General features: G+C 71.3%; 17 protein-coding genes and 1 pseudogene. 7 read left to right on the top strand and 11 right to left on the bottom strand.

The features are described 5' to 3' along the window. Nucleotides 1-28: 28 nt before the first annotated feature. The 6 genes from ABZT02_RS15290 to ABZT02_RS15265 form a co-directional block, all read right to left on the bottom strand. Entirely contained in the window at nt 29-1,570 is a 1,542-nt protein-coding gene (locus ABZT02_RS15290; protein ID WP_356018626.1) for an LCP family protein, read from the bottom strand. Between the two features lie 160 nt (nt 1,571-1,730). Further along, entirely contained in the window at nt 1,731-3,461 is a 1,731-nt protein-coding gene (locus ABZT02_RS15285; protein WP_356018064.1) for an LCP family protein, read from the bottom strand. A gap of 159 nt (nt 3,462-3,620) precedes the next feature. Then, a complete protein-coding gene (locus tag ABZT02_RS15280; RefSeq protein ID WP_356018062.1) occupies nt 3,621-5,252 on the bottom strand; it encodes an LCP family protein in 1,632 nt (543 codons plus the stop codon). A 132-nt stretch (nt 5,253-5,384) separates the two neighbouring features. Continuing rightward, nucleotides 5,385-7,130: an LCP family protein gene (locus tag ABZT02_RS15275; protein WP_356018059.1), complete on the bottom strand. Its 1,746-nt coding sequence runs from the start codon at nt 7,128-7,130 to the stop codon at nt 5,385-5,387. Nucleotides 7,131-7,282: 152 nt separating this feature from the next. Next, on the bottom strand, nt 7,283-8,467 hold the full coding sequence (locus tag ABZT02_RS15270) for an LCP family protein (RefSeq protein WP_356018057.1): 1,185 nt from the start codon (nt 8,465-8,467) through the stop codon (nt 7,283-7,285). A gap of 174 nt (nt 8,468-8,641) precedes the next feature. Further along, complete coding sequence (locus ABZT02_RS15265; protein ID WP_356018055.1) at nt 8,642-9,376, bottom strand: TIGR03089 family protein; 735 nt, start codon at nt 9,374-9,376, stop codon at nt 8,642-8,644. Between the two features lie 129 nt (nt 9,377-9,505). On the opposite strand from ABZT02_RS15265, the gene ABZT02_RS15260 reads away from it, so the two are divergent. Both ABZT02_RS15260 and ABZT02_RS15255 read left to right on the top strand, forming a co-directional pair. Then, nucleotides 9,506-10,927 (top strand): N-acetylmuramoyl-L-alanine amidase, encoded by a 1,422-nt coding sequence (locus ABZT02_RS15260; RefSeq protein WP_356018053.1) that lies wholly within the window; start codon nt 9,506-9,508, stop codon nt 10,925-10,927. A 209-nt stretch (nt 10,928-11,136) separates the two neighbouring features. After that, on the top strand, nt 11,137-12,219 hold the full coding sequence (locus ABZT02_RS15255; protein WP_356018052.1) for an NDP-sugar synthase: 1,083 nt from the start codon (nt 11,137-11,139) through the stop codon (nt 12,217-12,219). A gap of 179 nt (nt 12,220-12,398) precedes the next feature. Here the strand turns inward: ABZT02_RS15255 and ABZT02_RS15250 are convergent, their stop codons facing one another. From ABZT02_RS15250 to ABZT02_RS15235, 4 genes are all read right to left on the bottom strand, one after another. Further along, complete coding sequence (locus ABZT02_RS15250; RefSeq protein WP_356018051.1) at nt 12,399-13,373, bottom strand: DNA-3-methyladenine glycosylase 2 family protein; 975 nt, start codon at nt 13,371-13,373, stop codon at nt 12,399-12,401. Nucleotides 13,374-13,537: 164 nt separating this feature from the next. After that, on the bottom strand, nt 13,538-14,839 hold the full coding sequence (locus ABZT02_RS15245) for a coenzyme F420-0:L-glutamate ligase (protein ID WP_356018625.1): 1,302 nt from the start codon (nt 14,837-14,839) through the stop codon (nt 13,538-13,540). Nucleotides 14,840-14,844: 5 nt separating this feature from the next. Further along, a complete protein-coding gene (gene cofD, locus ABZT02_RS15240; protein WP_356018048.1) occupies nt 14,845-15,804 on the bottom strand; it encodes a 2-phospho-L-lactate transferase in 960 nt (319 codons plus the stop codon). A gap of 34 nt (nt 15,805-15,838) precedes the next feature. After that, on the bottom strand, nt 15,839-16,348 hold the full coding sequence (locus ABZT02_RS15235) for a cysteine dioxygenase (RefSeq protein ID WP_356018046.1): 510 nt from the start codon (nt 16,346-16,348) through the stop codon (nt 15,839-15,841). A 697-nt stretch (nt 16,349-17,045) separates the two neighbouring features. On the opposite strand from ABZT02_RS15235, the gene ABZT02_RS15230 reads away from it, so the two are divergent. The 3 genes from ABZT02_RS15230 (at nt 17,046) to ABZT02_RS15220 (ending at nt 22,655) form a co-directional block, all read left to right on the top strand. Continuing rightward, complete coding sequence (locus tag ABZT02_RS15230) at nt 17,046-17,309, top strand: WhiB family transcriptional regulator (RefSeq protein WP_003990679.1); 264 nt, start codon at nt 17,046-17,048, stop codon at nt 17,307-17,309. A 184-nt stretch (nt 17,310-17,493) separates the two neighbouring features. Continuing rightward, nucleotides 17,494-21,156 (top strand): glycosyltransferase family 2 protein, encoded by a 3,663-nt coding sequence (locus ABZT02_RS15225; RefSeq protein WP_356018044.1) that lies wholly within the window; start codon nt 17,494-17,496, stop codon nt 21,154-21,156. Next, nucleotides 21,153-22,655 carry a DUF5719 family protein gene (locus ABZT02_RS15220; protein WP_356018042.1) on the top strand — a complete coding sequence of 501 codons (1,503 nt, stop codon included), beginning with the start codon at nt 21,153-21,155 and terminating at the stop codon, nt 22,653-22,655. Before ABZT02_RS15225 ends, ABZT02_RS15220 begins: the two co-directional genes overlap by 4 nt. A 20-nt stretch (nt 22,656-22,675) precedes the next feature. On the opposite strand, the gene ABZT02_RS15215 is transcribed toward ABZT02_RS15220, so the two are convergent. Further along, nucleotides 22,676-23,119 carry a metallopeptidase family protein gene (locus ABZT02_RS15215; RefSeq protein WP_356018040.1) on the bottom strand — a complete coding sequence of 148 codons (444 nt, stop codon included), beginning with the start codon at nt 23,117-23,119 and terminating at the stop codon, nt 22,676-22,678. A 305-nt stretch (nt 23,120-23,424) separates the two neighbouring features. On the opposite strand from ABZT02_RS15215, the gene ABZT02_RS15210 reads away from it, so the two are divergent. Further along, complete coding sequence (locus ABZT02_RS15210; RefSeq protein ID WP_352388874.1) at nt 23,425-23,847, top strand: DUF3499 domain-containing protein; 423 nt, start codon at nt 23,425-23,427, stop codon at nt 23,845-23,847. A 136-nt stretch (nt 23,848-23,983) separates the two neighbouring features. Further along, nucleotides 23,984-25,601: pseudogene (locus ABZT02_RS15205) on the top strand (L-lactate permease). The last annotated feature ends 96 nt before the right edge of the window (nt 25,602-25,697 follow it).

The raw sequence follows: 25,697 nt of genomic DNA, 5'->3' as shown, positions 1-25,697 counted from the left end.
GCGCCCCTCAGGACCGAGGGGCGCCCTGTCACCAGGTGAAGCCCGGGTTGACGTGCATGCAGGCCGTGTCGTCGGCGCCGTTGAGGGCCTCCGCGGTCTTGGGGGTCGTGTCGTCCTCCTTGGGCGCCTTGTACCTCGTGCCTTCGCGCCAGTCGGCGCCGACGACGAGCGTGACCCCGGAGACGTCGGTCGACTTCTTCACCGAACTCATCGGGATTCCCAGGGACTTGGCGACCGCCTGGGCGTCGCCCTCCAGTTCCGCGCTCGGGTAGCGCACCAGCGTCGTCGCCTCGCTCAGCGACGCGGAACGGTCGGAGACCGCCTTGTCGAAGCCCTTCTCCGTCAGCAGCCCGGCCACCGTGCTCGCGCGTCCCCTCGCCGCGGCCAGGTTGTCGGTGCGGGTGCCGTTCTGGACCAGGACGCCGATCTCGTCCTTCGCGGCGGCCGGGTCGTCGGAGACCTCCTCCGCCTTCTCGGCGGTCGCCTTCCTCGCGTCCTTGCCGTCCAGCGCGATGTCGTCGCGCACCAGCCGGAAGAGCTGCTCGGCGTCCTCGGTGGGCTCCACGCGCGCGCCGACGTAACGGTTCGGCATGGTCGTCATGGTGATGCGCTCCGGCTCGACCTTGCGCAGCTCGTCGCTCAGGTCGTAGAGCTTCTTCACGGTGCCGAGCCCCGAGTCGACGGTGAGGGCCCCGGTGGCCTGCTCGGCGAGCTTGCGCAGCTTGTTCGGGCTGCTCAGGGTGGCGTTGGCGCGCAGCTGACGGACCATCGAGTTCATGTACATGTGCTGGGCCTTGGCGCGGGCCAGGTCGCTGCCGTCCTCGAAGCCGTAGCGGGTGCGCAGCCACTGCAGGGCCTGCTCGCCCTTGACCGGGTGCGTGCCCTTCTCCAGCTTCAGACCGGAGCCGTGTCCCTCGCTGTCCCGTGAGTGGATGTTGGCGTCCACGCAGACCGGGACACCGCCGATGGCGTCCGCCATGGACACCACGCCGGAGAAGTCGACCATCATGAAGTGATCGATGTGGATGCCGGTGAGCTCCTGCCAGGTGGCCACCGTGCAGCCCGGGCCGCCGTGGCCGAGGCTCTGGTTGGCCATCGCCCGGCCCTCGCTCGCCGCGTACACCTTGCCGTCGTCCGGGTCGGTGCACTTGGGGATCTTCACGAGGGTGTCGCGCGGCATGCTGACGACCGAGAGGTTGCTGCGGTCGGCGGACAGGTGCAGCAGCATCTGCACGTCCGCGAGCGGAGTGGACCCGAAGGTCTCCCTGGCGCCGCCGAGTTCCTGGTTCTCCTTGCTGTCCCGGGCGTCGGAGCCGATCAGCAGGATGTTCAGCGGGGTCTGCCCCGCGGCGTTCGGCGTCGGCTCGGCGACCTTGTTGTCGCCCAGGTTCAGGTCGTCCTGCTCGATGTTGGAGTTCAGGTGCCGGTAGTAGAGGTAGCCGGTCCCGGCCGCCGCGAGTATCAGCACCGCGAGCGTCGCCGCCGACCATCTCAGCACCCGGTGCTTGCGCGGCGCCCTGCGGCTGCCGTGCAAGCTGTCCCCCTCGGTCGCCGGCGCGGCTTCCTGCACGCTGTATTGCGTTGTCAACGTTCCCGTCCTCCCACCCACCCCACCGGACCCGCGGTCATGCCTCGGGCCCGCCGTACGTCTTAGACATACGACGGGCCCGTGAGGTTGCCCTATGAACCTGTGCGAGACCTGGGGCCCGCCCCGTGGTCTCCCGTGGACCTCAGCTCGCGCACTGCACCTTGTCCGCGGTGGACGCGTTCCGCGGGGCCGCCGCCGTCGCGGAGTTGAGCTTGACGCCCGCGCCCTTGAAGTCCTTGCCCAGGGTGAGGGTCATGGCCGGCAGCCCCTGGGAGTTGGTGACGCTCTTGCCCGGCTTCAGCGCCGAGCCCGACAGACCCATGATGTCCGCGAGGCGGCGGGCCTGGTCGGCCTGGTCGGGGGCGTACTCCAGGGTCGTCCTCGCCAGCGCCGCCTCCGCGTTGCCGGCGTTCTCGGACTTGGTCACGCCCGCCCGGGTCTGGAGGTAGGCCAGCTGCTGCTGCGCGCTGCCCCCGGCCGCACCGCCGTTGAGGATGCGCACCCGGACGTCGGAGGCGGCGGACTTGGTGCCCTTGAGCCGGGCCGCCACCTCCGCCTTCTCCTTCTTCTCCTGCGCCTTGACCTCGGTGAACGAGACGTCGTTGTTGATCGCGTCAAAGATCGGGGGTGCAAGCGCCTTGTCGACGACCACCGTCGCCTTGACCGTCTCGGCGGGGTTGTCGTTGACCGGGATCGTCATGAAGCTGATGTTCTTCGTCGGCACCTTCTTCAGCTCCAGGGCGATGTCCTTGAGCGTGCCGACCTTGCCGATCGCCTTGTCCACGGTCAGCGCGTTGGTCGCGGCCTCCGCCAGCTTCAGCAGCTTGGTGGGGCTGGTGAGGGTGTCGCCGGAGGTCATCTTGCGCATCAGCGAGCCCAGGAACTGCTGCTGCACCTTGATCCGGTCCAGGTCGCCCTCGTTGCCGAAGGCGTGCCGGGTGCGCACGAAGGCGAGGGCCTTCTCGCCCTCCACCTTGGACTTGCCCGCGGGCAGGACGAGCTTCGACTTCTCGTCGTCGACGGCCTTCTCCACACAGACCTCGACCCCGTCCACCGCGGTGGTCAGGGTCTTCACCGCGTTGAAGTCGGCCATCACGAAGTGGTCGGGCTTGATGCCGGTGGCCGCCTCGACCGTGCGCATCGTGCACCCCGCGTCCCGGCCCTTCTCACCCAGGCTCCGGTTGAAGCGGACGCCGGCCTGTCCGGCGACGACCGTCTCGCTGCCGTCCTCCTGCTTGGTTTGGCAGTCCGGTATGTCGACGATCAGGTCGCGCGGGATGCTCAGCGCGGTCGCGTTCGTCCGGTCCTTGGCGACGTGCAGCAGGATGTTGGTGTCGGCGTGGCCCACGCTGCCCGTGTCGCCGTAGCCCTCGTTGCCCTCACCGGTGCGCTTGTCGGTGCCGATGATGAGGATGTTGAAGGCCTCGTCCTTGCTGAAGTTGCTCGCGGCCGCGTCGCCGACGTCGGTCGTGCCGACGTTGCCTTCCAGGTGCTTGAGGTAGAAGTAGCCCGTCGTGGCACCGGCGACCAGGACGAACGCCATGGTGCCGCCGGTCCACAGCACTGCCCGTTTCGCCTTCGACTTCTGCTTGACCGGCCGGCGTCCACGCCGCCCCGGCAGCGGCTCCTCGGGCGGCGCGCCCCGGCGTCTGCGCTGCGGCGGGACGTCCCGGCCGGGGGCCACCGGAGTGGTCGTACGCCCGGCGGGCGCGCCCGTCCTGCCCGGTGCGGGCGCGGAGCGGCGCGGACCGGGAACGGCCGACCGCGGTGCGGAAGGGCCCAGTCGCAGTTCGTATTCGCCGGTGTTCGGATTGAGCACCCACTGGTCTGCGGGGTCGACGTCGTCCGCCCGCCCACGGCCTTGTGTGTCCACGGTTGTCCGAATCCTCCGTCAGGGCCACGCGGCGATCGCTGGATCGCTCACACTATCCGCCCGGTCGGGCCTTGAGCGACGTGAGTTGTTCCTGTGCCGATCCTGCAAGTATGTACGTACGCCCGGACCGCTCCGTTCGGTCCCGGCTGTCCCGTTCGACTACCAGCGGTAGACCCAGTACACGTCCATGCACTTCCCGGTGTCCGAGCCGTTGATGGCGTCCGCGTTGCCCGGCAGATCACCGGCCTTGGCCTCGGACTGCTTCGGATACGCCGTCCCGGTACGCCAGTCGGCGCCCACGACGAGGGTGACCCCGGAGACGTCGGTCGACTTCTTCACCGAACTCATGGGGATTCCCAGGGACTTGGCGATGCGCTGGGCGTCACCCTCCAGGTCGGCGCTCGGGTAGCGCACGACGGTCCGGTCCTCGGAGAGCCCCGCCGTCGCGTCCTTGGACGCCTGCGTGAAACCTTTCCGCACGAGCTCCTCGGCGATCGTGCCGGCGCGTCCGCCGACCGGGCCGAGCGTGGAGGTCGCCGTCGCGTTCTGCACCAGGACCCCGATCTCGTCGTCCGGCGCGGACGGGGCCTTGGTGGCCACGGTGGTCTTCTTCCCGCCCGCGGACGCCTTGCCGTTCTTGTCGAGGGCCACGTCGTCGCGGAGCATCTCCCACAACTTGTCCGCGTTCGCGCCGTCGGGTATCACGTGTTCCTTGTTCTCCCGGTCCTGCACGTTCGGCATCGTCACCGAGGTGATGCGGTCCGCCGGCACCGACTTGAGCTGCATGCCCAGGTCGTAGAGGTCCTTGACCGAGCCGATCTCCTCGGACACCTTGAGGGACTTCGTGGCCGCCTCGGCGAGGCCCATCAGCCGCGGGGTGTCGGTGAAGACGTTCTGCCCCTTCAGCGTGCGGATCATCGAGTTCAGGTACATGTGCTGGGCCCTGGCCCGCATCAGGTCGCTGCCCCAGGCGTGCCGGGTGCGCAGCCACTGCAGGGCCTCCTTGCCCTGGACCTTGTGCGTGCCCTTCCTCATCTTCAGCCCGGAGCCGCCGGGCACCGCGGCCGTCGGGCGGTCCCACACGTTCTGCTGCACACAGACGGAGACGCCCCCGATGGCGTCCGCCATCCGCACCACGCCCGAGAAGTCGATCGTCATCCAGTGGTCGATGTAGACGCCGGTGAGGTTCTGCCAGGTGGCGAGCGTGCAGCCGGCGCCGCCGCGGGCCAGGGACAGATTGATGATGTCGGTGGTCGCCGGGTACGTCTTCCCGGTGTCCGGGTCCGTGCACTTGGGGATGTCGACCCGGGTGTCGCGCGGAATGCTCACCATCGCGGCGCTCTTGCGGTCCGCGGAGAGGTGGATGAGCATCTGCACGTCGCCCAGCGGCGGGTTGCCGCGGTTGTCCCTGCTGCCGCCGAGCTTCACGTTCTCGTCGGAGTTACGGCTGTCCGAGCCGATCAGCAGGATGTTGAGCGGCGTCTGCCCGGCCGCGTTGGCCTCGGACTTCCGCGCCTTGGAGTCGCCGCTGCTGCGCTCGCCCTTGCGGATGTTGCCGTTGAGGTGCTGGTAGTAGAGGTATCCGGCGCCGGCCGTGCCGAGTATCAGCACGGCGAGCGTGGTCGCCCCCCATCTCAGCGCCCGGTGCCTGCGCTTGCCGCGCCGCCGCCCGTGCCGCCCGCCACCGTCCCCCCTGCCCCCGCTGTCGCCGCCCCCGTCGGCCTTCCGCGGACCTGGAGCGGGCCGGGAAACCGGCCGCATCCCCTCCTCGTGCACACCGCTGTGCGTCATCCCCTGTCTCCCCACCCTCACGCCGAACACGAACGAAAAAGACCTGCCGTACGTCTTCTTAGACGCACGGCAGGCCTCTGAGGTCACCGCGGAACCGGCGGACAACCTCTCACCTGTGCTGCGACACCTGCCTCACTTGGCGCACTCGACCTTGTCGGCCGTGGACTGCTGCACTCCCTCGGGGGCCTTGGTCGCCGTGGTGAAGGAGACTCCGGCGCCCTTGAAGTCCTTGCCCAGGGTCAGCGTCATCGTGGGCAGGCCCTGGGAGTTGGTGACGCTCTTGCCGGGCTTCAGCGCGGAACCCGACAGGCCCATGACGGCCGCCAGCCTGCGGGCCTGGTCGGCCTGGTCGGGGGCGTACTCCAGCGTGGTCCTGCTCAGCGCCACGCCCGCGTTGCCCGCGTTCTCCGACTTCAGGACGCCCTCCTCGTTCTGGAGGTACTCCAGCTCGGCCTGTGCGCTGCCCGCCGCCGCACCGCCGTTGAGGATGCGCACCCGCACCTCGGACGCGGCGGACTTGGTGCCCTTCAGACGGGCCGCCGCCTCCGCCGCCTCGGCGCTCTTGGAGGCGCTCGCCTTCTTCTTGACCTCGGTGAACGACACGTCGTTCTTGATCATGTCGAAGACCGTGGGAGCCGTCGCGTCGTTGAGGACGACCGTCGCCTTCACCTTCTCCGCCGGGTTGTCGACGACCGGCACGGTGGTGAACGTCAGGTTCTTCACGTTCAGTTTGCCCAGCTCCAGGCCGAGGTCCTTCAGCTTGCCGATGCTGTCGAGCTGCGAGTCGACGGTCAGCGCCTTGGTGCCCGCCTCGGCCAGCTTCAGCATCTTCGCCGGGTTGGTGAGCGTGTCGTTCGACTTCAGCTTGCGCATCAGCGCGCTCAGGAACTGCTGTTGCAGCCCGATCCGGCTCAGGTCGCCGCCGAAGCCGACCGAGTGCCGGGTGCGCACGAACGCGAGGGCGTCCTCACCCGAGATGGTGTGCGTGCCCTTGGACAGCTTGAGTTTGGAGTCCTTGTCGTCGATGTCCTTGGCCAGGCAGATCTCGACGCCGCCGACCGCCGTGGTCAGCGTCTTGACCGCGTTGAAGTCGGCCACCATGAAGTTGTCGGCCTGGATGCCGGTGAGCTCGGTCACGGTCCGCACCGTGCAGCTGGGGGTGCGTTCGTCCTGGCCGAGGCTGGTGTTGAAGCGGACGCCGTCCGTGCCCGGGATGACCTTGGTGGTGCCGTCCGGCTGCGTGGTCGGGCAGTCGGGGATGTCGACGATCAGGTCGCGCGGGATGCTGAGCGCGGTCGCGTTCGTCCGGTCCTTGGAGACGTGCAGCAGGATCGTGGTGTCCGCGTGCCCGACGCTGTCCTTGTCGCCGTAGCTCTCGTTGCCCGCGCCGGTGCGCTTGTCGGTGCCGATCAGCAGGATGTTGATCGCCTTGTCGGTCTGGAAGCCACCGGTGCTCGCGCCGTCGTCGGAGACGGAGGTGATGTTGCCGTTGAGGTGGCGGATGTAGAGGTACCCGCCGCCCGCGGCCGCGACCAGCACGAAGGCCATGGTGCCGCCGGTCCACAGCAGCGCCTTCTTCGCCGTCGACTTCTTCTTGACGGGCCGGCGTCCGCGCCGCCCCGGCAGCGGCTCCTCGGGCGGCGCGCCCCGGCGCCTGCGCGGCGGCGGGACGCCCCGGCCGGGGGCCACCGGAGTGGCCGTACGACCGGCGGGCGCGCCCGACCTGCTCGGGGAGGGCGCGGATCTACGGGGACCGGGAACACCCGACTGCGGTGCGGAAGGGGTCAGTCGCAGTTCGTATTCACCGGTGTGCGGGTTGAGTACCCACTGGTCGGCGGGGTCGATGTCGCCCGCCCGCCCACGGCCTTGTGCGTCCACGGTTGCTGAATCCTCCGTCGGCCGGATGCACCGGATCGCTCACACTAGCCGTCCGATTCGCCGACAGGTTACGGCGGTGACGAATTGCACGTGCCTACAACCGGGCAATCCGCCCATTTGCTCGGACACTGCTCGTCACCTTGAGAAACGCTTTACCCGCAGGTGTCCTCGGCGGCCGTGTTGCCACGGAAGGTGGGAGCCCCGCCGCCGTTCTCGGATTCTCCATGAGGTTCTTCATCATGAGAATGTTCTGAAACCTTCGGGGCTTTCTCCGTCACCTTCACCGGCGCATCCTTGCGCAACCGTTCGAAAAGCCGCCGGGCCTCGGGTTCGACGAGTTGATCACGATTGGCGTCGTAGACGTACGACTCCCGCGGCACGGTAAGGAATTGCACACGCTCCGTGGGGATGTGCCTGAGTCCGCGCACGAGTTCGTACAGCCCGCGCAGACTCGCCAGACCGGGATCGGTGGTGAGCGAGGAAGTCGCCGCGTCCAGCACCGGATAGAGCTTCACCGGATTCAGCAGTACGTCATTGCTCTGCACCTTGTGGACGAGTGCCCCGAGAAAGCGCTGCTGGCGTTCCATCCGGTCGGTGTCGCTGCCGTCGCCGAGGGACTTGCGGGCCCGCACATAGCCGAGCGCCTCCTCGCCGTTCAGCGTCACCCGCCCCGCCGGAAGTCGCAGCTTGGCGGCCTTGTCGTCGATCGGTTCGGCGAGGCAGACCGCCACCCCGTCGACGGCGTCCACCATGTCCTTGAACCCATGGAAGTCGACGACCACGTGATGATCCACGCGAATGTTCGTGAGTTTCTCGACGGTCCGGATCGTGCAGGCCGAACCGCCCTTCTGGAAGGCGTGGTTGAACATCGCGAACATGGGCGCGCTGCGTGTTCCGTCCGGTTCCAGACAGGCCGGCACGTCCACCATCAGGTCCCGCGGCAGCGACACGGCGGTCGCGGCACGCCGCCCGGCGGCCAGGTGCAACAGGATCGTGGTGTCCGACCGCTCCGTCCCGGAATCCCGTCCGTACCGCGCGTTCCCGTCGCCCGACCGGGAGTCGGACCCGATCAGCAGGATGTTCTGCGCGCCCTTGACCAGTGAGGTCGGCCGGTCCTTCTCGTACCGGGCGAGTTCCGCGGCGGCGGCGTCGTCCGCGGTGATGTTCCCGTCCAGCTTGGCGTAGACGGCCCCTCCGGCACCCGCGGCGGCGAGGACGACGATGCCGACACCGAGCCCGGCACCGCCCAGCCGGCGCCGCCGACGCCGCCGTATGAGCCCTTCGCCGTGGGCCGACGCCCCGAGGCCGGGCCCGAGGGCGCGAGCACTGTCGGTCACGAGTCGGCCCACCCCTCATGGCGTAGGGATCTGTTCCTACGATCATGAGGTGCACCGGGTGCGAGGGCGGCCTCGTACTGACCCGTCCGGGTGACTGTCCCCGCCTGGGCGCGGGGAACCGCACGACGAGCCGCAGCGGAGCGGCACCCGCCAACCGGACCGGACCAGCCCTTCTCAGCGGCGCACAGCAGTCACTCGCTCACTCTCGATCCGCTGGGTCAGCGTGTCCTCGCCCAACCGCTCCAGATGCCGGCACAGCACCACGGACCCCCCGTTGGCCAGCGGCCCGTACAGCCCGGCGCACACCCCGTCCCAGGTGTCGTACGACAACCCCGACAGCACGCGATCCGCCGTTCCCTCGGCCCGCGCCCGCTCCACGACCTCCGCCGCGCTGAACTCCCGCCCGGCGACGACCAGCGCGGGCTCCTCGGGGTCCACCGGAGAGAACGGAACGAACCGGTCGCCCTGGCTCGGCACCTCCACGGCGTAGTCCACGAACCCGGCCGGCGTCTGGGGGAAGCGCCCGCCGAGGGGCCGCAGGGCCAGCGCGACCCGCTCCCCGGAACACGCCCGTGCCGCCTCCAGCGTGTCCGGTCCGCTCACGACCACGTCGGCCGCGGCCGGATCCCCGCCGACATCCGCGACCACTCCCACCGACGCACACGCCAGCAACCACACCGCCGTCTGCCAGTGCGCGGGCAGCAACAGCGTCACCCGGTCACCGGGCGCTGCGGCGAGGTCGCCCTGGAGGAGGTTCGCGGTCTTGGCCACCCAATTGGCGAAGGTGGCCACGGACAATTCGACACGTTCGCCCGTGGCGTCGTCGTAGAAGGTCACCAGGGGGCGGCCGGGATCCGCGGCGAGCGCGGAACGCAGCAGGTCGGCAGGGGTGCGATCGGTGGCGTTCACCCGTGAAAGCGTACGCGGGCGGGCGGCCGGGCACCTCCGCGCGGGGCCACCGGTTCGGCGCAACGGCACCCGACGGTCCGTCAGCTCCCCGATGGACAGATTTATATGACTATGTCCAGGATCGGGAGCATGCGTGGACTTCTTGCTTCCTCGGTCGGCGTCACCTGCGCGGCCGCCCTCGCCCTTCCCCTCACCTCGCCCGCGGTCGCGGCGAGACCGGCGTCCCCAGCTGCCGTGAGACCGGCGCCGGGCGCGGAAGCCCCCGGGGGCACCCAGTCGCTGCCCCTCGCGCCCCTGGCCTCCCGCGACCGCACCCTCGCCCCGGTCGCCGAACAGGGCCTGCCCCGCCGGGACGTACGGCACTTCTCCCTCGTGGGCGTGATCTGGGACGACCCGGACACCGTGCTGCACGGCCGCGTCCAGGTCCGCACCCGCGCGGCCGGCACCGACACCTGGTCGGGCTGGCAGGACCTGGAGACCCACAACGACGACGCGGCCGACCCCGGCACGGCCGAGCGCGCCTCCGGCCGCGTCCACGGCGCCACGGCACCGCTGTGGGTGGGCGACTCCGACGGAGTGGAGGTACGGGTCCGCGCCGAGGCGGACCGCAGGACCGAGGACACGGCCCGCGGCTCCCGTACGGCGACGACGACCGCCCCGCTTCCGGTCGGCCTGCGTCTGGAACTGGTGGACCCGGGGGAGAGCGCACCGGAGCCCGCCCGGCAGAAGAGCGCGGCGGGCGCGCCCCGGCGCGCCGCCGAGCCCCGCTCCGCACCCACCGACGAACCCGCCGAGGCCCTCGCCGGGATGGACGCTGCCGCCGCCAACGCCGATCTCGCCGACCTCGACGGCACCGAGATCCCGGCGCTGGACCGGCAGCAGACCGTAGAGGAGCTGTTCGCCCTGCGCGCGGGGGAGTTGACGGATCGGCAGCGTGCGAAGCCGTACATCGGGCCGCGCCCGCGCATCGTCACCCGGCGCGGCTGGGGCGCCGACGAGGGGCTGCGCGAGCGGGGCTTCGTCTACACGAAGAAGGTCAAGGCGGCCTTCGTGCACCACACGGCGTCCGGCAACGGGTACCGCTGTGCGCAGGCGCCCTCGCTCATTCGCGGTATCTACCGCTACCACGTCAAGAGCATGGGCTGGCGGGACATCGGCTACAACTTCCTCGTCGACAAGTGCGGAAACATCTACGAGGGCCGGGCGGGCGGGGTGGCGAAGCCGGTCCTCGGCGCGCACACCCTCGGGTTCAACTCCAAAAGCATGGGGGTCGCCGTCCTCGGCAGCTACGGCTCCAAGAAGCCGCCGGCCGCCGTGACGAAGGCCGTCGCACGGCTCGCCGCGTGGAAGCTCGGTCTCTACGGCGCCAACCCCAAGGGCAAGACGTATCTGAAGTCGGGCGGTGGCAACCGCTATCCGAAGGGTAGGAAGGTACGACTGAACGTGATCTCCGGCCACCGGGACGGCTTCGCCACGGCGTGCCCCGGATGGCAGCTCTACCGCAAACTCGGATCCACCCGCACGACAGCCGCCCGTCTCCAGGGTCGTTGACGGTCGCTGGGGGCCGGGGGGATCGCCGAGGCGAGTACCGAGGCGAGTACCGAGGCGAGTACCGAGGAGAGTTCGTACCACCCGTTTCACCGCCGTCGGGGGGCAGGCGCGAATGCCGCACGGCCGCCGAAGGTGCCGTACAACGGCTGCATACACTTGCCGGTCGAAAGACAGTTCGGGCCGGTCCCGGCAGGAAGCGGAGACGACAGGTGACAGAAGCGATCCTCCTGGTCGGCGGCAAGGGCACGAGGCTGCGACCCCTCACGGTCCACACCCCCAAGCCCATGGTCCGTGCGGCCGGCGTCCCCTTCCTCACCCATCAGCTGGCCAGAGCGAGAGCGGCGGGCGTCGACCACATAGTCCTCGCGACGAGCTACCTCGCGGAGGTCTTCGAACCGCACTTCGGCGACGGCTCGTCCCTCGGGCTCCACCTCGAGTACGTCACCGAGGAGGAGCCCCTCGGCACGGGCGGCGCGATCCGCAACGTGGCCGCCCGTCTGCACTCCGCCCCCGACGACCCGGTCCTGATCTTCAACGGTGACATCCTGACGGGCCTGGACATCAGGGCGTTGGTGCGCACGCACGAGACGACGGGCGCCGACGTCTCCCTCCACCTCACGAAGGTGACGGACCCCCGGGCCTATGGACTGGTCCCCACCGACGAGACGGGCCGGGTCCTCGCCTTCCTGGAGAAACCCCAGACCCCCGAGGAGATCGTCACCGACCAGATCAACGCGGGGGCGTACGTCTTCCGCCGCTCGGTCATCGACACGATCCCGCAGGGCCGCCCGGTCTCGGTCGAACGCGAGACCTTCCCCGAACTCCTGGCGGCCGGAGCCCACCTCCAGGGCATGGTGGACTCGACGTACTGGCTCGACCTCGGCACCCCCGCCGCCTTCGTCCGCGGCTCGGCGGACCTGGTCCTGGGCCGCGCCCCCTCCCCGGCGGTCCCCGGCCGCTGCGGCGACCGCCTGGTCCTCCCCACGGCACGGGTCGCCCCCGACGCGAAGCTGACGGACGGCACGGTGGTCGGCGAGGGCGCGTACGTCGCGGAGGGCGCACGGGTCTCCGGCTCGACGATCCTCCCGGGCGCGGTCATCGAACCGGGCGCCGTCATCACCGACTCCCTGATAGGCACCCGGGCCCGAGTGGGCGAACGCTCGGTCCTCACCGGCACGGTCATCGGCGACGGCGCGGTCATCGGCGCCGACAACGAACTGCTGGACGGCACGAGAATCTGGTGCGACGCCAGGATCCCGGCGGGAGCGGTCCGCTTCTCTTCCGACCAGTGAAGTAAATCCAGCCCCTCCGGCATATCCAGCCCCTCCGGCACATCCAGCCCCTCCGGCGTTTGAGGAGCGGGGGTCCGGGGGCGGAGCCCCTGGGAGCGGGGTCGAAGGGGCGGCAGCCCCTGGAGGACGGGACGGGTAGGGGCGGCGGGGGCGAAAAATCCCCCCGGCACCCCACCCGGTCACAACCGCCCGATGTCCCCCCGGGTCATCTTCGGCGCCCGCCTGGGAGGCGTACGCCCACTCAACAAGATCAACCGAGCCGCCCTATGCCGCTGCCCCGCATACGGCTCCAGCAGCGACAACATCGCCGCGTCATCCGCATCCCGATCTCCCGCGAGCGCGAACCCCACGATCCCCGGCAGATGCAGATCCCCCACGGTCACCGCATCCGCCGCCCCATGACTGCGCTGCACCACCTCCGCGGAGGTCCACGGCCCCACTCCCGGCACCACCTCCAGCCGCGCCTGCGCAGCGGAAGGAGACATCCCCACCGCCTCCTCCAACCGCGCGGCCACCCGCACACAGCGCAGAATCGTCGAGGCCCGCTTGTTGTCCACCCCGGCCCGGTGCCACTCCCATGACGGGATCAACGCCCACGTCCGCGGCGCCGGCATCACCCACAACCGCCCACCCGCCGCGGGCCCCGGCGCCGGCTCCCCGAACTTCCGCACCAGCAGCCGCCACGCCCGATACGCCTCGTCGGTCGTGACCTTCTGCTCCAGCACGGAAGGGATCAACGACTCCAGCACCAGCCCGGTCCGCGTCAGCCGCAACCCCGGCCGCCGATGCCAGGAATGCGCCACGACCCGATGCCGGGGCACGAAGGCGGAGGGATCGTCCGCGGCCCCGAGCATCTCCGGCAACCGCGAGAGCAGCCACTCACCCCCCGGCCCCCACGCCTCGCCGCGCACCTCACCGCCGTACACGCACACCCGCAGGGTTCCGGGCCCGACCGGCGTGAGACTGGCCCGCCACACGGACCCGTCCGGAAGAGCCCGGAAGGTGGGATCCGCGGGCCCCCGCCGAAGCGCGCCGAGCACCAGCCCGAGATCGACGGGCCACCCCGGCGTCCACTTCCGCACCAGCGGGGCCTCCACCCGCGCCGCCGGCCTCCGCGCGGCGGGCACCACGACCTCCCCACCACGCACGGGCATGGGGGCCCCTCCCACGCCCTTAAGGCTGTGGGGGAGCGTGGGGCGCGGAGTGAAGCGTCCTGCCACGAATGAAGTCCTGAGCTACGAGAGGAACGGGAACACAGCCCTATGAGACTAGGCGCAAGCCGAGGCCCACCACCGCACCTCGACGCATCGGGCGCACCTCACCGCACCTCGATGAAGCTCCCCGCGTCCCGCTCCGGCCGGGGCCGGGGCTCCTCCGCCGGATGCCCCACCGCCACGGCCCCCATCGGATCCCAGTCCTCCGGCAGCCCCAGCACCTCCCGCACCACCTCGCGGCAGAACATCGTGGACGACACCCACGCCGACCCCAGCCGCTCCCCGGCGAGCGCGACGAGGAAGTTCTGCACCCCGGCCCCCGCGGCGACGACGAACATCTCCCGCTCGGCCGCGTCCCGCCGCACATCGCCGTACGTGTGCGACCCGTCCATCACCAGACAGGGCACGACGAGATACGGCGCCTTGCGCAGGACGTCGCCCCGCCGCACCCGCTTGGCTATGGACTCCTCGGACTTCCCGTCCCGCCGCAGATCGGCGATCCAGGCGTCCCGCATGGCGTCCAGCAGCCCGGTCCGCGCGTCCTCGGACTCCAGCAGCACGAACCGCCACGGCGTGGTGTGGTGCGGCGCCGGCGCGGTGACCGCGAGCGCCACCGCCCGCCGCACGGCCCCGGGGTCGACGGGCTCGTCGGTGAAGGCCCGTACGGTACGCCGCTGGGCGACCGCCTCCCGGACCGCCTCCGAGGTCCCCAGCCGGAACATGTCGTCACGCGCGTGACGCACCATGGCCCGCGCCCCCTCCCCGTGCTCCCCGGCCACGACGTGCGCGAGCCCGCGCACCACGGCGACGGGCAGCCCGGCGGCCTTGCCCTTCACGAGATCACCGGCGGCGGCCAGTTCGTCGGCCGTCGCCACGACGGTCGCGCTCAGCGGATTGCCGTACGCGTCCGTCCCGCCCCGCAGATCGTCCAGCACCCGCACCCCGGCGGCGCCGATCGCGACATCGGTGAGCCCGGCGCGCCAGGGCCGCCCGAAGGTGTCGGTGACGACGACCCCGACGTCGACCCCGAGGGCGTCCCGCAGTCCGTCCCGGATCGCCCGCGCGGACGCGTCCGGGTCCTCGGGCAGCAACAGCACCGTCCCGGAAGGGGTGTTGGAGGCATCGACCCCGGCGGCGGCCATCACGAGCCCCTGCCGGTTCTCCACGATCCTGAGCGGCCCGCGCCGCGCCACGACCCGTACGGTCTCGGCGTCGATCGCGGCCTCCCGGTCACCCGCCTCGACGACCCGCCCCTCCGCCTTGGACACGATCTTCGAGGTGACCAGCAGGACGTCCCCGTCGGCCAGCCCCGGCTCGGCGGCGGCGATCATCTTGGCCAGGTCGTCCCCTCGCTGCACCTCGGGAAGACCGGGGACGGCCCAGACCCGGTAGCCCTCGGCAGACATCTCGCTCAAGCTCCGCGCACCTCCTCCGCCAGCTCCAGCGCCTGCCGGGCCATCCGCGCGGTCGCGTCGAGGTCGGTCATCATCAGCGGTACGGCCCGGCAGCGGATGCCGGCCGACTCGATCCGCCCGACCGCGTCGGCGTCCACGGTGTCGACGAGCCAGCCGTCAAGGAGGCCCGAGCCGTAGTGCTCGGCGACCGCCGCGGCCGTGGACTCGACGCCGACCGCCGCGAGGACCTTGTCGGCCATGCCGCGCACGGGCGCGTCCCCGACGATGGGGGACAGGCCCACGACCGGCACCCCGGCCTCGGCGATCGCCTCGCGGATACCCGGCACGGCGAGGATGGTGCCCACGGACACGACGGGGTTGGACGGCGGGAACAGCACGACGTCCGCCTCCGCGATCGCTTCCAGGACCCCCGGCGCCGGCTTGGCCTGCTCCGCGCCCACCGGCACGACCGCGTGGGCCGGCACGGACGCCCGCAGCCGCACCCAGTACTCCTGGAAGTGCACCGCCTTGCGCTCCCCGTCGATCTCGACGGCGACATGCGTCTCGACCCGGTCGTCGGTCATCGGGATCAGCCGTACCCCCGGCTTCCACCGGTCGCACAGCGCCTCGGTCACCGCGCTCAGCGGATACCCGGCACCGATCATCTGCGTCCGCACGATGTGCGTGGCGAAGTCCCGGTCCCCGAGCCCGAACCACTCGGGCCCCACGCCGTACGCCGCGAGCTCCTCCTTGAGGTGGAAGGTCTCGTCGGCCCGCCCCCAGCCCTGCTCCTCGTTGATGCCGCCGCCGAGCGTGTACATCACCGTGTCGAGGTCCGGGCAGACCTTCAGCCCGAAGAGGTGGATGTCGTCCCCGGTGTTGCCGATGACCGTGACGTCCGCGTCCGGCGCGGCCTGCTTCAGACCACGCAGAAAACGGGCACCGCCGATGCCGCCTGCCAGAACCACGATTCGCATGGGAGCCAGTCTTGCAGGCGGGTACGACATCGCGTCACGCGGTCACGACGTCCACCTCGTCGTAGGACTCACGGGCGGTGCAGGCCGTGTGCATGGGCATCTCGGTCAGGCCCGGGTAGTACACGTGCAGGCTCACCGCCGGCTCCAGGGCGTCGTTGACGACCTCGTGCACGTACCCCGGCGCGAACACCCGCTGCGACCCCGCGCCCAGCGCGCGCGTCCCCCGCTCGGTGCGCTCGGTCAGCGCGCCCTCCAGGACGGTGAGGACTCCGGAGGAGCGGCCGTGGTCGTGCAACCCGCTGCCCTGGCCGGGGACCCAGGACAGCAGCCACACCTCGTAGCCGGGTCCGGTGCGCAGCCGGTGGTACCAGCGGCTCGTCGCGTCGTACTGGACGAGGTCCGCCCACTGCGAGCGGTCGGCGGCGATGGAGCGGGCCAGTCCGACGAAGTCGGCGACGGTGGCCGGGTGCTCGCGGGGGGCCTGGAGGAGGTGCGGGACCTCTAGGAGGTCGCCGGCGATCTGGAGGTCGTTGTCGCTGTTCATGGGGTGCGGGGGTCCTCGGCGAAGAGTGGGGGCTGGCTGGGTGTCGCGTACCGTCCGCCCGGATCACGGGAGGACAGGAATGCCCGGGTGAGGGCGGGGCACTAGCAGCCGAGTCACGGTGGACTCAGGAGCAGCCGGAGCGCGTTGGGCTCAACAGCTGGAACAGCAACAACAGCTACAGCGAGCGCGGGCAGCACCGTGGGACCCGGCCGTGCGGGTCGAGGTGAGTGCCAAGTTCGCGAGCATGCCCCAAGGACAGCGGCTCACACCTTCACTGTCAACTCGACACCCTGAAAGTGGGACATGTTTCACCTCATCCGGTCCATCTCCAAGATGAAAGGTTTGTTCAGGCGCCCACCGGGACACATGGCGCACAACCGGGCGCACGGGCCGTGAGTTCACCGCGACTTCCACGCGTGCGTACGGAACGAGTTCGAACGGATGGGCGTCCTTCCCCGTACAGGCCGAATGGTCTGGCGAGGCTCGGTAACCCTCTCGGGTCTCGTCTGCTTGTCAAGGTTTATGCCGATTTGAACACTTTCAGCAAGGCCTTGGTTCCGCAGAGTGAATAAGGGGCCCAATAGCAGATCTCGGCTTGACTCGCCCGGAGCAGCACACTTGTAATTTCACTCGTGTCGTTCAGCCGAAATCGCTGACGGCCGTCACACGGGGACGCGAAGACAGACGAGGGGCGCACATGACCGAGCTGGTGCAGCAACTGCTGGTCGACGACGCGGACGAGGAACTCGGCTGGCAGGAGCGCGCGCTGTGCGCCCAGACCGACCCCGAGTCCTTCTTTCCCGAGAAGGGCGGCTCCACCCGCGAGGCCAAGAAGGTCTGCCTCTCCTGCGAGGTCCGCTCCGAGTGCCTCGAATACGCCCTCGCCAACGACGAGCGCTTCGGCATCTGGGGCGGCCTGTCCGAACGCGAACGCCGCAGGCTGAAGAAGGCCGCCGTCTGACGCGAGGCACGCTTCACCGCACTTCTCGTACCCAACCGAACGGCCCGTCGCACCTGGGTCATCCACAGGCGGCGGGCCGCCGTCCTGCCCAGCCGATAGTGTGGGCGCTCGTCCGAGACGCCTCGCCGGCCCCTTGAGGGCACAGGCGTCCACCGCAGTCCACCGAACCGGGGCCCGTACCTCGATGTCCGTGCACAGCCACACGGCAGCCCAAGACCGCGCTGCCACTCCTGAGTTCCCGCGTCATGTGGTGACCGCGGTGCTCGTCTCCCACGACGGCGCCCGCTGGCTGCCCGACGCGCTCGCCGGGCTGCTCGGCCAGGAGCGCCCCGTGCAGTTCGCCGTGGGCGCCGACACCGGCAGCGCGGACGACTCCGCGCAGCTGGTCACCGACGCCCTCGGCGCCGACCGGGTCCTGCACCTCGCCCGGCGCACCGGCTTCGGCCAGGCTGTCGAGGAGGCCGCCCGCACGGCCCCCGTCCTGACCCCGGACGAGCTGCCGTACCTGAAGCGGCCCAGCGGCTGGGACCCGGTCACGCGCACGTGGCGCGACGACGCCTACGACCTGCCGGAGCTGCCGCACGGCGAGCCGGTCCAGTGGCTGTGGCTGCTGCACGACGACTGCGCCCCCGAACCCGACGCCCTGGCCCAGCTGCTGCGCGTCGTGGAGAACGAACTGGAGCTCGGCCGCGACGACGTCGCCGTCGTCGGCCCCAAGCTCCGCGGCTGGTACGACAAGCGGCAGCTCCTGGAGGTCGGCGTCTCCATCGCCAACTCCGGCCGCCGCTGGACGGGCCTCGACCGCCGCGAACAGGACCAGGGCCAGCACGACCACGTCCGGTCCGTGCTCTCGGTGTCCACCGCCGGCATGCTGATCCGCCGCGACCTCTTCGAGCAGCTCGGCGGCTTCGACCGCCACCTGCCCCTCATGCGCGACGACGTCGACCTGTGCTGGCGCGCCCAGGCCGCCGGTCACCGCGTCCTCATCGCCCCCGAGGCCGTCGTACGCCATGCCGAGGCGGCCTCCCGGGAGCGCCGTACCGTCGACTGCGCGGGCCGCACCACCGCCTCCCCGCACAAGGTCGACAAGGCCGGCGCCGCCTACACCCTGCTCGTCAACGCACGTACGGCCGCGCTGCCCTGGGTGCTGGTGCGCCTGGTCCTGGGCACCCTGCTGCGGACCGTCGCCTACCTGGTCGGCAAGGTCCCCGGACAGGCCCTCGACGAGATCCGCGGCCTCCTCGGCACCCTGCTGCGGCCCGAGCGGATCCTCGCCGGGCGGAGCAAGCGCGGCACGCCCGTCGTCGACAAGGCCGAGTTCAGGCAGCTGTTCCCGCCGCCCGGCGCGACCGTGCGGGCCACCGTGGAGCAGGTCGCGGGCAACCTCTTCGGCAACTCGGACGCCGAGACCTCCACGGCGGGACGCCATGGCGGCGGCATCGAGTCCGGGCCCGGCGGCGACGACGCGGACTTCCTGGAGATCGAGCAGTTCGCCCGCCTCAAGCGCATCGCCCGCAAGCCGGGACCGGTGCTCTTCCTGGCGCTGCTGCTGGTCGCCCTGGTCGCCTGCCGCAACCTCCTGGGCGGCGGCGCGCTCGCGGGCGGCGCCCTGCTGCCCGCCCCGGCCGACGCGAGCGAGCTGTGGTCGCGCTACGCGGACGCGTGGCACGCGGTGGGTGCCGGCGGCACCCCGTCCGCGCCGCCCTACCTGGCGCTCATCGCCGCGCTGTCCTCCGTGCTGTTCGGCTCGACCGGTCTCGCCCTGACGGTCCTGCTGGTCTGCTCGGTGCCGCTGGCCGGCGTCACGGCGTACTTCGCCTCCCGCCCGCTCGTCGAGTCCCGCCTCCTGCGCGCCTGGGCGGCCGTCGTCTACGCCTTCCTGCCCGCCGCCACCGGCGCCCTCGCCGGCGGTCGCGTCGGCACCGCCGTCCTCGCCGTCCTGCTGCCGCTCCTCGCGCGCGCGGGCGTCGCGGCCGGCGGACTGACGAACAGCACGGGTGCGCGGGGCAGTTGGCGCGCCACCTGGGCGTTCGCCCTCCTGCTCACGATCACCACCGCGTTCACGCCGATCATCTGGCCGATCACGCTGCTCCTCGGCATCGGCCTGCTGGCAGTGCGCCGCACCGACATCACCGCCTACGGCCTGCGCTTCCTGGCCCAGTTCGGCACTCCTCTGCTGGTCCTCGCGCCCTGGTCGCTGACGCTGCTCCCGTTCGGCTTCTTCGAGCAGGCGGGGCTGGAGTACGGCTCCTCGACCGCCTCCGCCCTCGACCTGCTCGGCGCGAGCCCCGGCGGACCCGGCACCGTCGACGGGCTGATGCTCATCGGAGTGGTGCTGGCCGCGCTGGCCGCCCTGCTGCGCGCCGAGCGGCAGTTCGGCGTCTGGACGGCCTGGGCGGTGGCCCTGGTCGGCCTCGTCTTCGCGGTCCTGTCCAACGACTCGACCTGGGCGGGCCCCGCCACCCTCGTCTACGGCCTCGCCCTGCTCGCCGCCGCCCTGCTCGGCGCCGACGGGGCACGCGCACGCGTGGCCGAGCAGAGCTTCGGCTGGCGCCAGCCGGTCGCCGCACTGATCGCCTTCGCCTGCGCCGCGGGCCCGCTGCTCGTCGCCGCCGGCTGGATGATCGGCGGCGCCGACGGACCGCTGGAGCGACGCGACCCCGTGCAGGTGCCCGCGTTCGTCGCCGAGGAGAGCGGCACCCGCGACCAGGCCCGCACCCTCGTCCTCGACAGCGACTCCGCCGCCCACGTCGGCTACATGCTGGTGCGCGGCTCCGGCGCCCGCCTAGGCGACGCCGAACTCGCCGCGGCCGACGGTGAGAACGACAAGCTCGACAAGGTCGTCGCCAACCTCGTCGCCGGCTCCGGCGCCGACCAGGCGAACCAGCTCGGCGGTTTCGCCGTGCGGTACGTCCTCGTGCACAAGGGCGCGCCCCGCCAGGTCACACGCGTGCTGGACGCCACCCCCGGCCTGACCCGGCTCAGCCAGCAGGACGGCAGCGGACTGTGGCGGGTCGACCAGGAGGTCGCGCGCGCGACGATCGTCGCCAAGTCCGGCTCCGGCACCGCGACACCCGTCGCCGCGGGCCCTGTCGACATCCGCACCACGATCCCCTCCGGTGCCGACGGCCGGATCCTGCGCCTCGCCGACACCGCCGACGAGGGCTGGACCGCCACCCTGGACGGCAAGCCGCTCACCCCCACCACCGTCGACGGCTGGGCCCAGGGCTTCGAACTGCCCGCCTCCGGCGGCAAGCTGGACGTCACCTTCGACGACCCCTTCACCCACACCCTCTGGCTGTGGATCCAGGGCTTCCTGGCCGTCGTCCTCGTGGTGATGGCCCTGCCCGGCCGCCGCCGCGACGTCGACGACGACCTCCCCGAGGAGCAGGTCGTACCGGCCCAGCCCGTGGCGGGCGAGGGCCGCCGCGCCCGCCGGCTGCGCGCCCAGGCCGAGGCCGAGGAGGGCGCCGGGTCCGAGGACTTCCCCGCGCCTCCGCAGGAGGCCCCCGCCGCGGTCCCGCAGCAGCAGCCCTACGGCGACTGGGACGCCCCGAGCTACGCGAACGCCGAGTACGGCACCTACGCCGGCGACCAGTACCAGGGCACCGCCCAGCAGTACCCGGCAGGCGACTACGACCAGCAGCCGTACCAGGCGGACCCCTATCAGGGCGGCCAGTACGACCCGTACGCCTACGGCGGGCAGCACCAGCAGACGTCGTACGACCAGACGTACGGCGGCCAGTACGAGCAGCAGTACGACCAGGGCTACGACCCCGCGTACGACCCGGCGCAGCAGGACCCGGGTGCCACCGGCAGTGAGCGCCCCGACGGGAGTCAGCAGTGAACCGCACCACCGTGTCCCTCATCGCCGGCACCGCCGCGCTCGCCGCCGTCACCGGGTTCGCCACGCTCAGCTCACCGCAGGCCACCGGCACCGCCAGGACGGCCGCCGAACTGCCCGTGGAGCGCACCAGTCTGCTGTGCCCCTCGCCGAGCACCTCCGACATAGCGGAGACGTCGTACACGTCCTACACGCCTGTCACCAAGGACGCGGGCAACGGGGGCAAGGCCGAACTCCGGGCGGCCGACGAGGAGTCGGACGGCAAGAGCAAGAGCAAGAGCAAGAGCAAGAGCAAGGGCAAGAAGGCCGGCAAGCCGGTCCTCGAACCCGCGGAGCCCGGCAAGCCCGCCACCGGTGACACCTCCGGAGGTGACGCGCCGGCCCTTGTCGGCACCGCCGAAGGGAAGTTCGCGCCCGGCTGGACCGTCCAGGAGACCACAAAGGTCGCTGCGGGCTCCGGCCGCGGGCTGCAGGGCGTCAACTGCTCCGCTCCCGACACCGAGTTCTGGTTCCCGGGCGTGAGCACGGCCGCCGACCGCACCGACTACGTCCACCTGACCAACCCCGACGACTCCGCCGCCGTCGTCGACATCGAGCTCTACGGCAAGGACGGCGCCCTGGACTCCACGCTGGGGGAGGGCATCACCGTCGCGCCGCACTCCAGCGACCCGATCCTGCTGTCCACCCTCACCGAGGAGAAGCAGGAGAACCTCACCGTCCATGTGAACGTCCGCAGCGGGCGCGTGGGCGCGGCCGTGCAGGCGCTGGACGACAAGCTCGGCGGCGACTGGCTGGCCGCGTCCACGGACCCGTCAGGCAGCCTGGTGCTGCCCGGCATCCCGAAGGACGCCACCGCTGTGCGCCTGGTCGCCTTCGCGCCCGGCGACGCCGACGCCGACCTCAAGGTGCAGCTCGCGTCCCCGTCCGGTCTGATCACCCCCGCCGGGAACGAGACGCTGCATGTGAAGGCGGGCATGACGGCCTCCGCCGACCTCGGTGACGTCACGCGCGGGGAGGCCGGTTCGCTGGTCCTGACCCCCACCGACACCTCCGTACCGGTGGTCGCCGCTCTGCGGGTCGTCCGCGGCAAGGGCGACGACCAGGAGACGGCCTTCATCCCGGCCACGCCTCCGGTCGGCACGCGCGCGACGGTCGCCGACAACAGCGCCAAGGGCACCACGCTCTCCCTGACCGCCCCCACGCGCGGGGCCACCGTCAAGGTCACGGCCTCGGCGGGCAGCGAGGGCGGCGAGGCCGTCTCGAAGACGTTCACCCTCAAGGCGGGCACCACGCAGAACGTGGCGGTACCGACCCCGGTCGGCCTCAAGGGCACGTACGCCCTCACGGTGGAGCACGTCTCAGGAGGGCCCGTCTACGGCGCCCGCACCCTGGCGGCGACGGAGGACGGCGTCCCGGGCTTCACCGTCCAGGTCCTCCCGGACGACCGGGGCATGGTGGCCGTGCCGGAGGCGGACCAGGACCTGTCGGTGCTCCAGAAGTAGCTTGGTGATCCGCGGGTGGTTCAGTCCTCGCCGTACCGCGGATCGACGGTCTCGGGAGTGAGCCCCAGCAGCTCGGCCACCTGCTCCACGACGATCTCGTGCACCAGCGCCGCCCGCTCGTCGCGCCCCTTGGTGCGGATCTCCACCGGACGCCGGTAGACGACCACGCGGGCGGCACGTCCCTCACGCGCGGGAATCGTCCCGCCGAGCGGCACCGCCTCGTCGTTCCAGGACTGCCCGTCCAGGCGGGGCACCTCCAGGACCACGAAATCGATGTCGGCGAGCTGCGGCCAGCGCCGCTCAAGGCGCTCCACGGAGTCCTGCACCAGGTCCGCGAACGCCTCGGCCCGGCTCGCGGCGAGCGGCACCTGCGGCGGGGCGATCGGGCCGCGCATGCCTCGTCCGTGGCGATCACGGCGGCGGGGCCCGGGGCCGGTGGCGCGGGGCGGTACGGGGTTGTCCATCACTGGTGAAGGGTAATCCTCGCCGCACTCCCGCGCCCGGCCCCCACGCGGTACACCGGACGAGGTGCACAACCACGTACGGCCGCCTCGTTCGGCATGTCGGCAGTTGACCATTCCAGCCAAGGTTGGGCTCGATTCCGTATCTCTCCGAGACCGTCGATATCGAGGCAACTGACCTGGTTTGTACGGAGTGATGACCGGGTTCAGGCCTGTTCGGCCCCTCGAAAACGGGTGTCCGCGCAGGTCGTGGCGGTGTGGTCGGAGTGGCGTGTGGGGCGTTTCACAGCACGACACGGTGGGGTGACCTGGGGGAGAGTCGTCGCGGCCCGCTCAAGAGTGCGGTACCGTCCAACGTCGTGAGCCCTGTACGTCGCTGTTCGCGCACCGCTTGCGGCCGTCCCGCCGTCGCGACGCTGACGTACGTCTACGCCGACTCGACCGCGGTCCTCGGCCCGCTCGCCACCTACGCCGAACCCCACTGCTACGACCTGTGCGCCGAGCACTCCGAGCGCCTCACCGCCCCGCGCGGCTGGGAGGTCGTCCGACTCCTCGACGCCTCGGCTCCGGCCCGGCCCAGCGGGGACGATCTGGAAGCGCTTGCCAACGCCGTGCGCGAGGCGGCCCGTCCGCAGGAGCGTGCCGCCGAGGCCGGCGGGGCCCGGCGGGCCGACCCGATGGAGGTCGCGCGCCGAGGCCATCTCCGGGTTCTGCGCTCTCCCGACAACTGACCCCTCCTTTGTGCGCGTTCGGCGCGCGTCCCGCTGTGTGACGCACGCCCATTGACGGGCCCTTGGCGCGGACACGACCATTCCGTAGGTCGTAGGGAGACATCGCTTTCCACATGACGGAATCGGGGAGGCGCCCGTGTACGTCCAGGAACTCGAACCCGTCGCCGACTCGCTCGGACTGTCCGCCCTCGTCGCGGCCCTGCCCCTGGTGATCGTTCTCGTCCTGCTCGGCGGCGTCCGCACGAAGGCGCACCTGGCGGGCCTCACCGGCCTTCTGGCGGCCGCTCTGGTCGCCTGCCTCGCCTACGGCATGCCGCTGGGCCAGACCGTCTCCAGCGCCGCCCAGGGCGCCGTCTTCGGCCTCTTCCCCATCCTGTGGATCGTCGTCAACGCCCTGTGGGTGTACCGGATGACCGTCCGCACCCGGCACTTCGACATCCTGCGCCGCTCCTTCGGCCGGCTCTCCGACGACCCGCGCATCCAGGCGCTCGTCGTCGCCTTCTGCTTCGGGGCGCTCCTGGAGGCGCTCGCCGGGTTCGGCGCCCCGGTCGCGATCTGCTCGGTCATGCTCGTCGCCCTCGGCTTCGACCCGGTGCGCGCGGCGGTCGTCGCGCTGGTCGCCAACACCGCGCCGGTCGCCTTCGGCGCCATGGGCACGCCGGTCGTGACACTCGCTCAGGTGACCGGGCTGCCGCTGGACGACGTGGCGTCCGTGGTGGGTCGTCAGACGCCTTTGCCGGCCCTCGTGGTGCCCCTGGTGCTGGTCTTCCTGGTCGACGGCGGACGGGGCCTGCGGGAGACCTGGGTGCCCGCGCTGGTCTGCGGGATCGCCTTCGCCGTCGCCCAGTTCGCCGCCTCCAACCACGTCTCCGCGCAACTGGCCGACATCGGCGCCGCCTTGTCCGGCGCGGGCGCCCTGGTCGCCGTACCACGCGCACGCGTACCGGCCGACGAGTCCGTACGCGCGTCCGTGCTGACCGGCGCGCGCGGCGAGGACCTCGACGAGAGCGACCCGCGCGGTGAAGTCCTGCGCGCCTACGCGCCGTACGCGCTGATCGTCGTGATCTTCTCCGTCGCGCAGATCCCGGTCGTCAAGGACTGGCTGGCGAAGGCGACCCGGACGTACGACTGGCCTTTCCTCGACGTCGTGGATCCCGACGGCGATCCCGTCGGCGGCAACGTCTTCACCTGGCCGATCGTGGCCACCGGCGGCACCCTCGTGCTGCTCGCGGGGATCCTCACGGCCCTCGTGCTCGGCGTGCACGCGCGCGTGGCGGTTCCGTGAATGGGCGGCGACCGTCCATGAGTTGAGGTTCGCGTTCCTGACCGTGACGTCCGTGCTGGCGCTCGCGTACGTCATGAACCTCTCCGGACAGGCCGCCACCATCGGCCACTTCGTCGCGGCCGCGGGCGCCGGACTGGCCTTCCTGTCGCCGGTCCTGGGCTGGTTCGGGGTGGCCGTCTCCGGCTCGGACACCTCGGCCAACGCGCTGTTCGGGGCGCTCCAGGTGACCGCGGCACGCGAGTCCGGGTTGTCGCCCGAGCTGCTGGCCGCCGCCAACAGCTCGGGCGGGGTGCTCGGCAAGATGATCTCGCCGCAGAACCTCACCATCGCCTGCGCGGCCGTCGGGCTCGCGGGCCGCGAGGGGGACCTCCTGCGCAAGGTGCTGCCCTGGAGTCTCGGACTGCTGCTGGTGATGTGCCTGATCGTGGTCGGACAGAGCTCGCCGGTACTCGGCTGGATGCTGCCCTGAAGCTCTGACCTCAGATAACGGCTGGGAGTCCACTCGGCTTCCGCCCTACGCGCTGTCAGTGCGTACGGGTAGTTTGTGGTGACCGACAGGACTTTC

The sequence above is a fragment of the Streptomyces sp. NPDC005402 genome (assembly GCF_040606575.1).
Lineage (GTDB): Bacteria > Actinomycetota > Actinomycetes > Streptomycetales > Streptomycetaceae > Streptomyces.
This window is presented reverse-complemented; position numbering and strand designations above follow the sequence as displayed.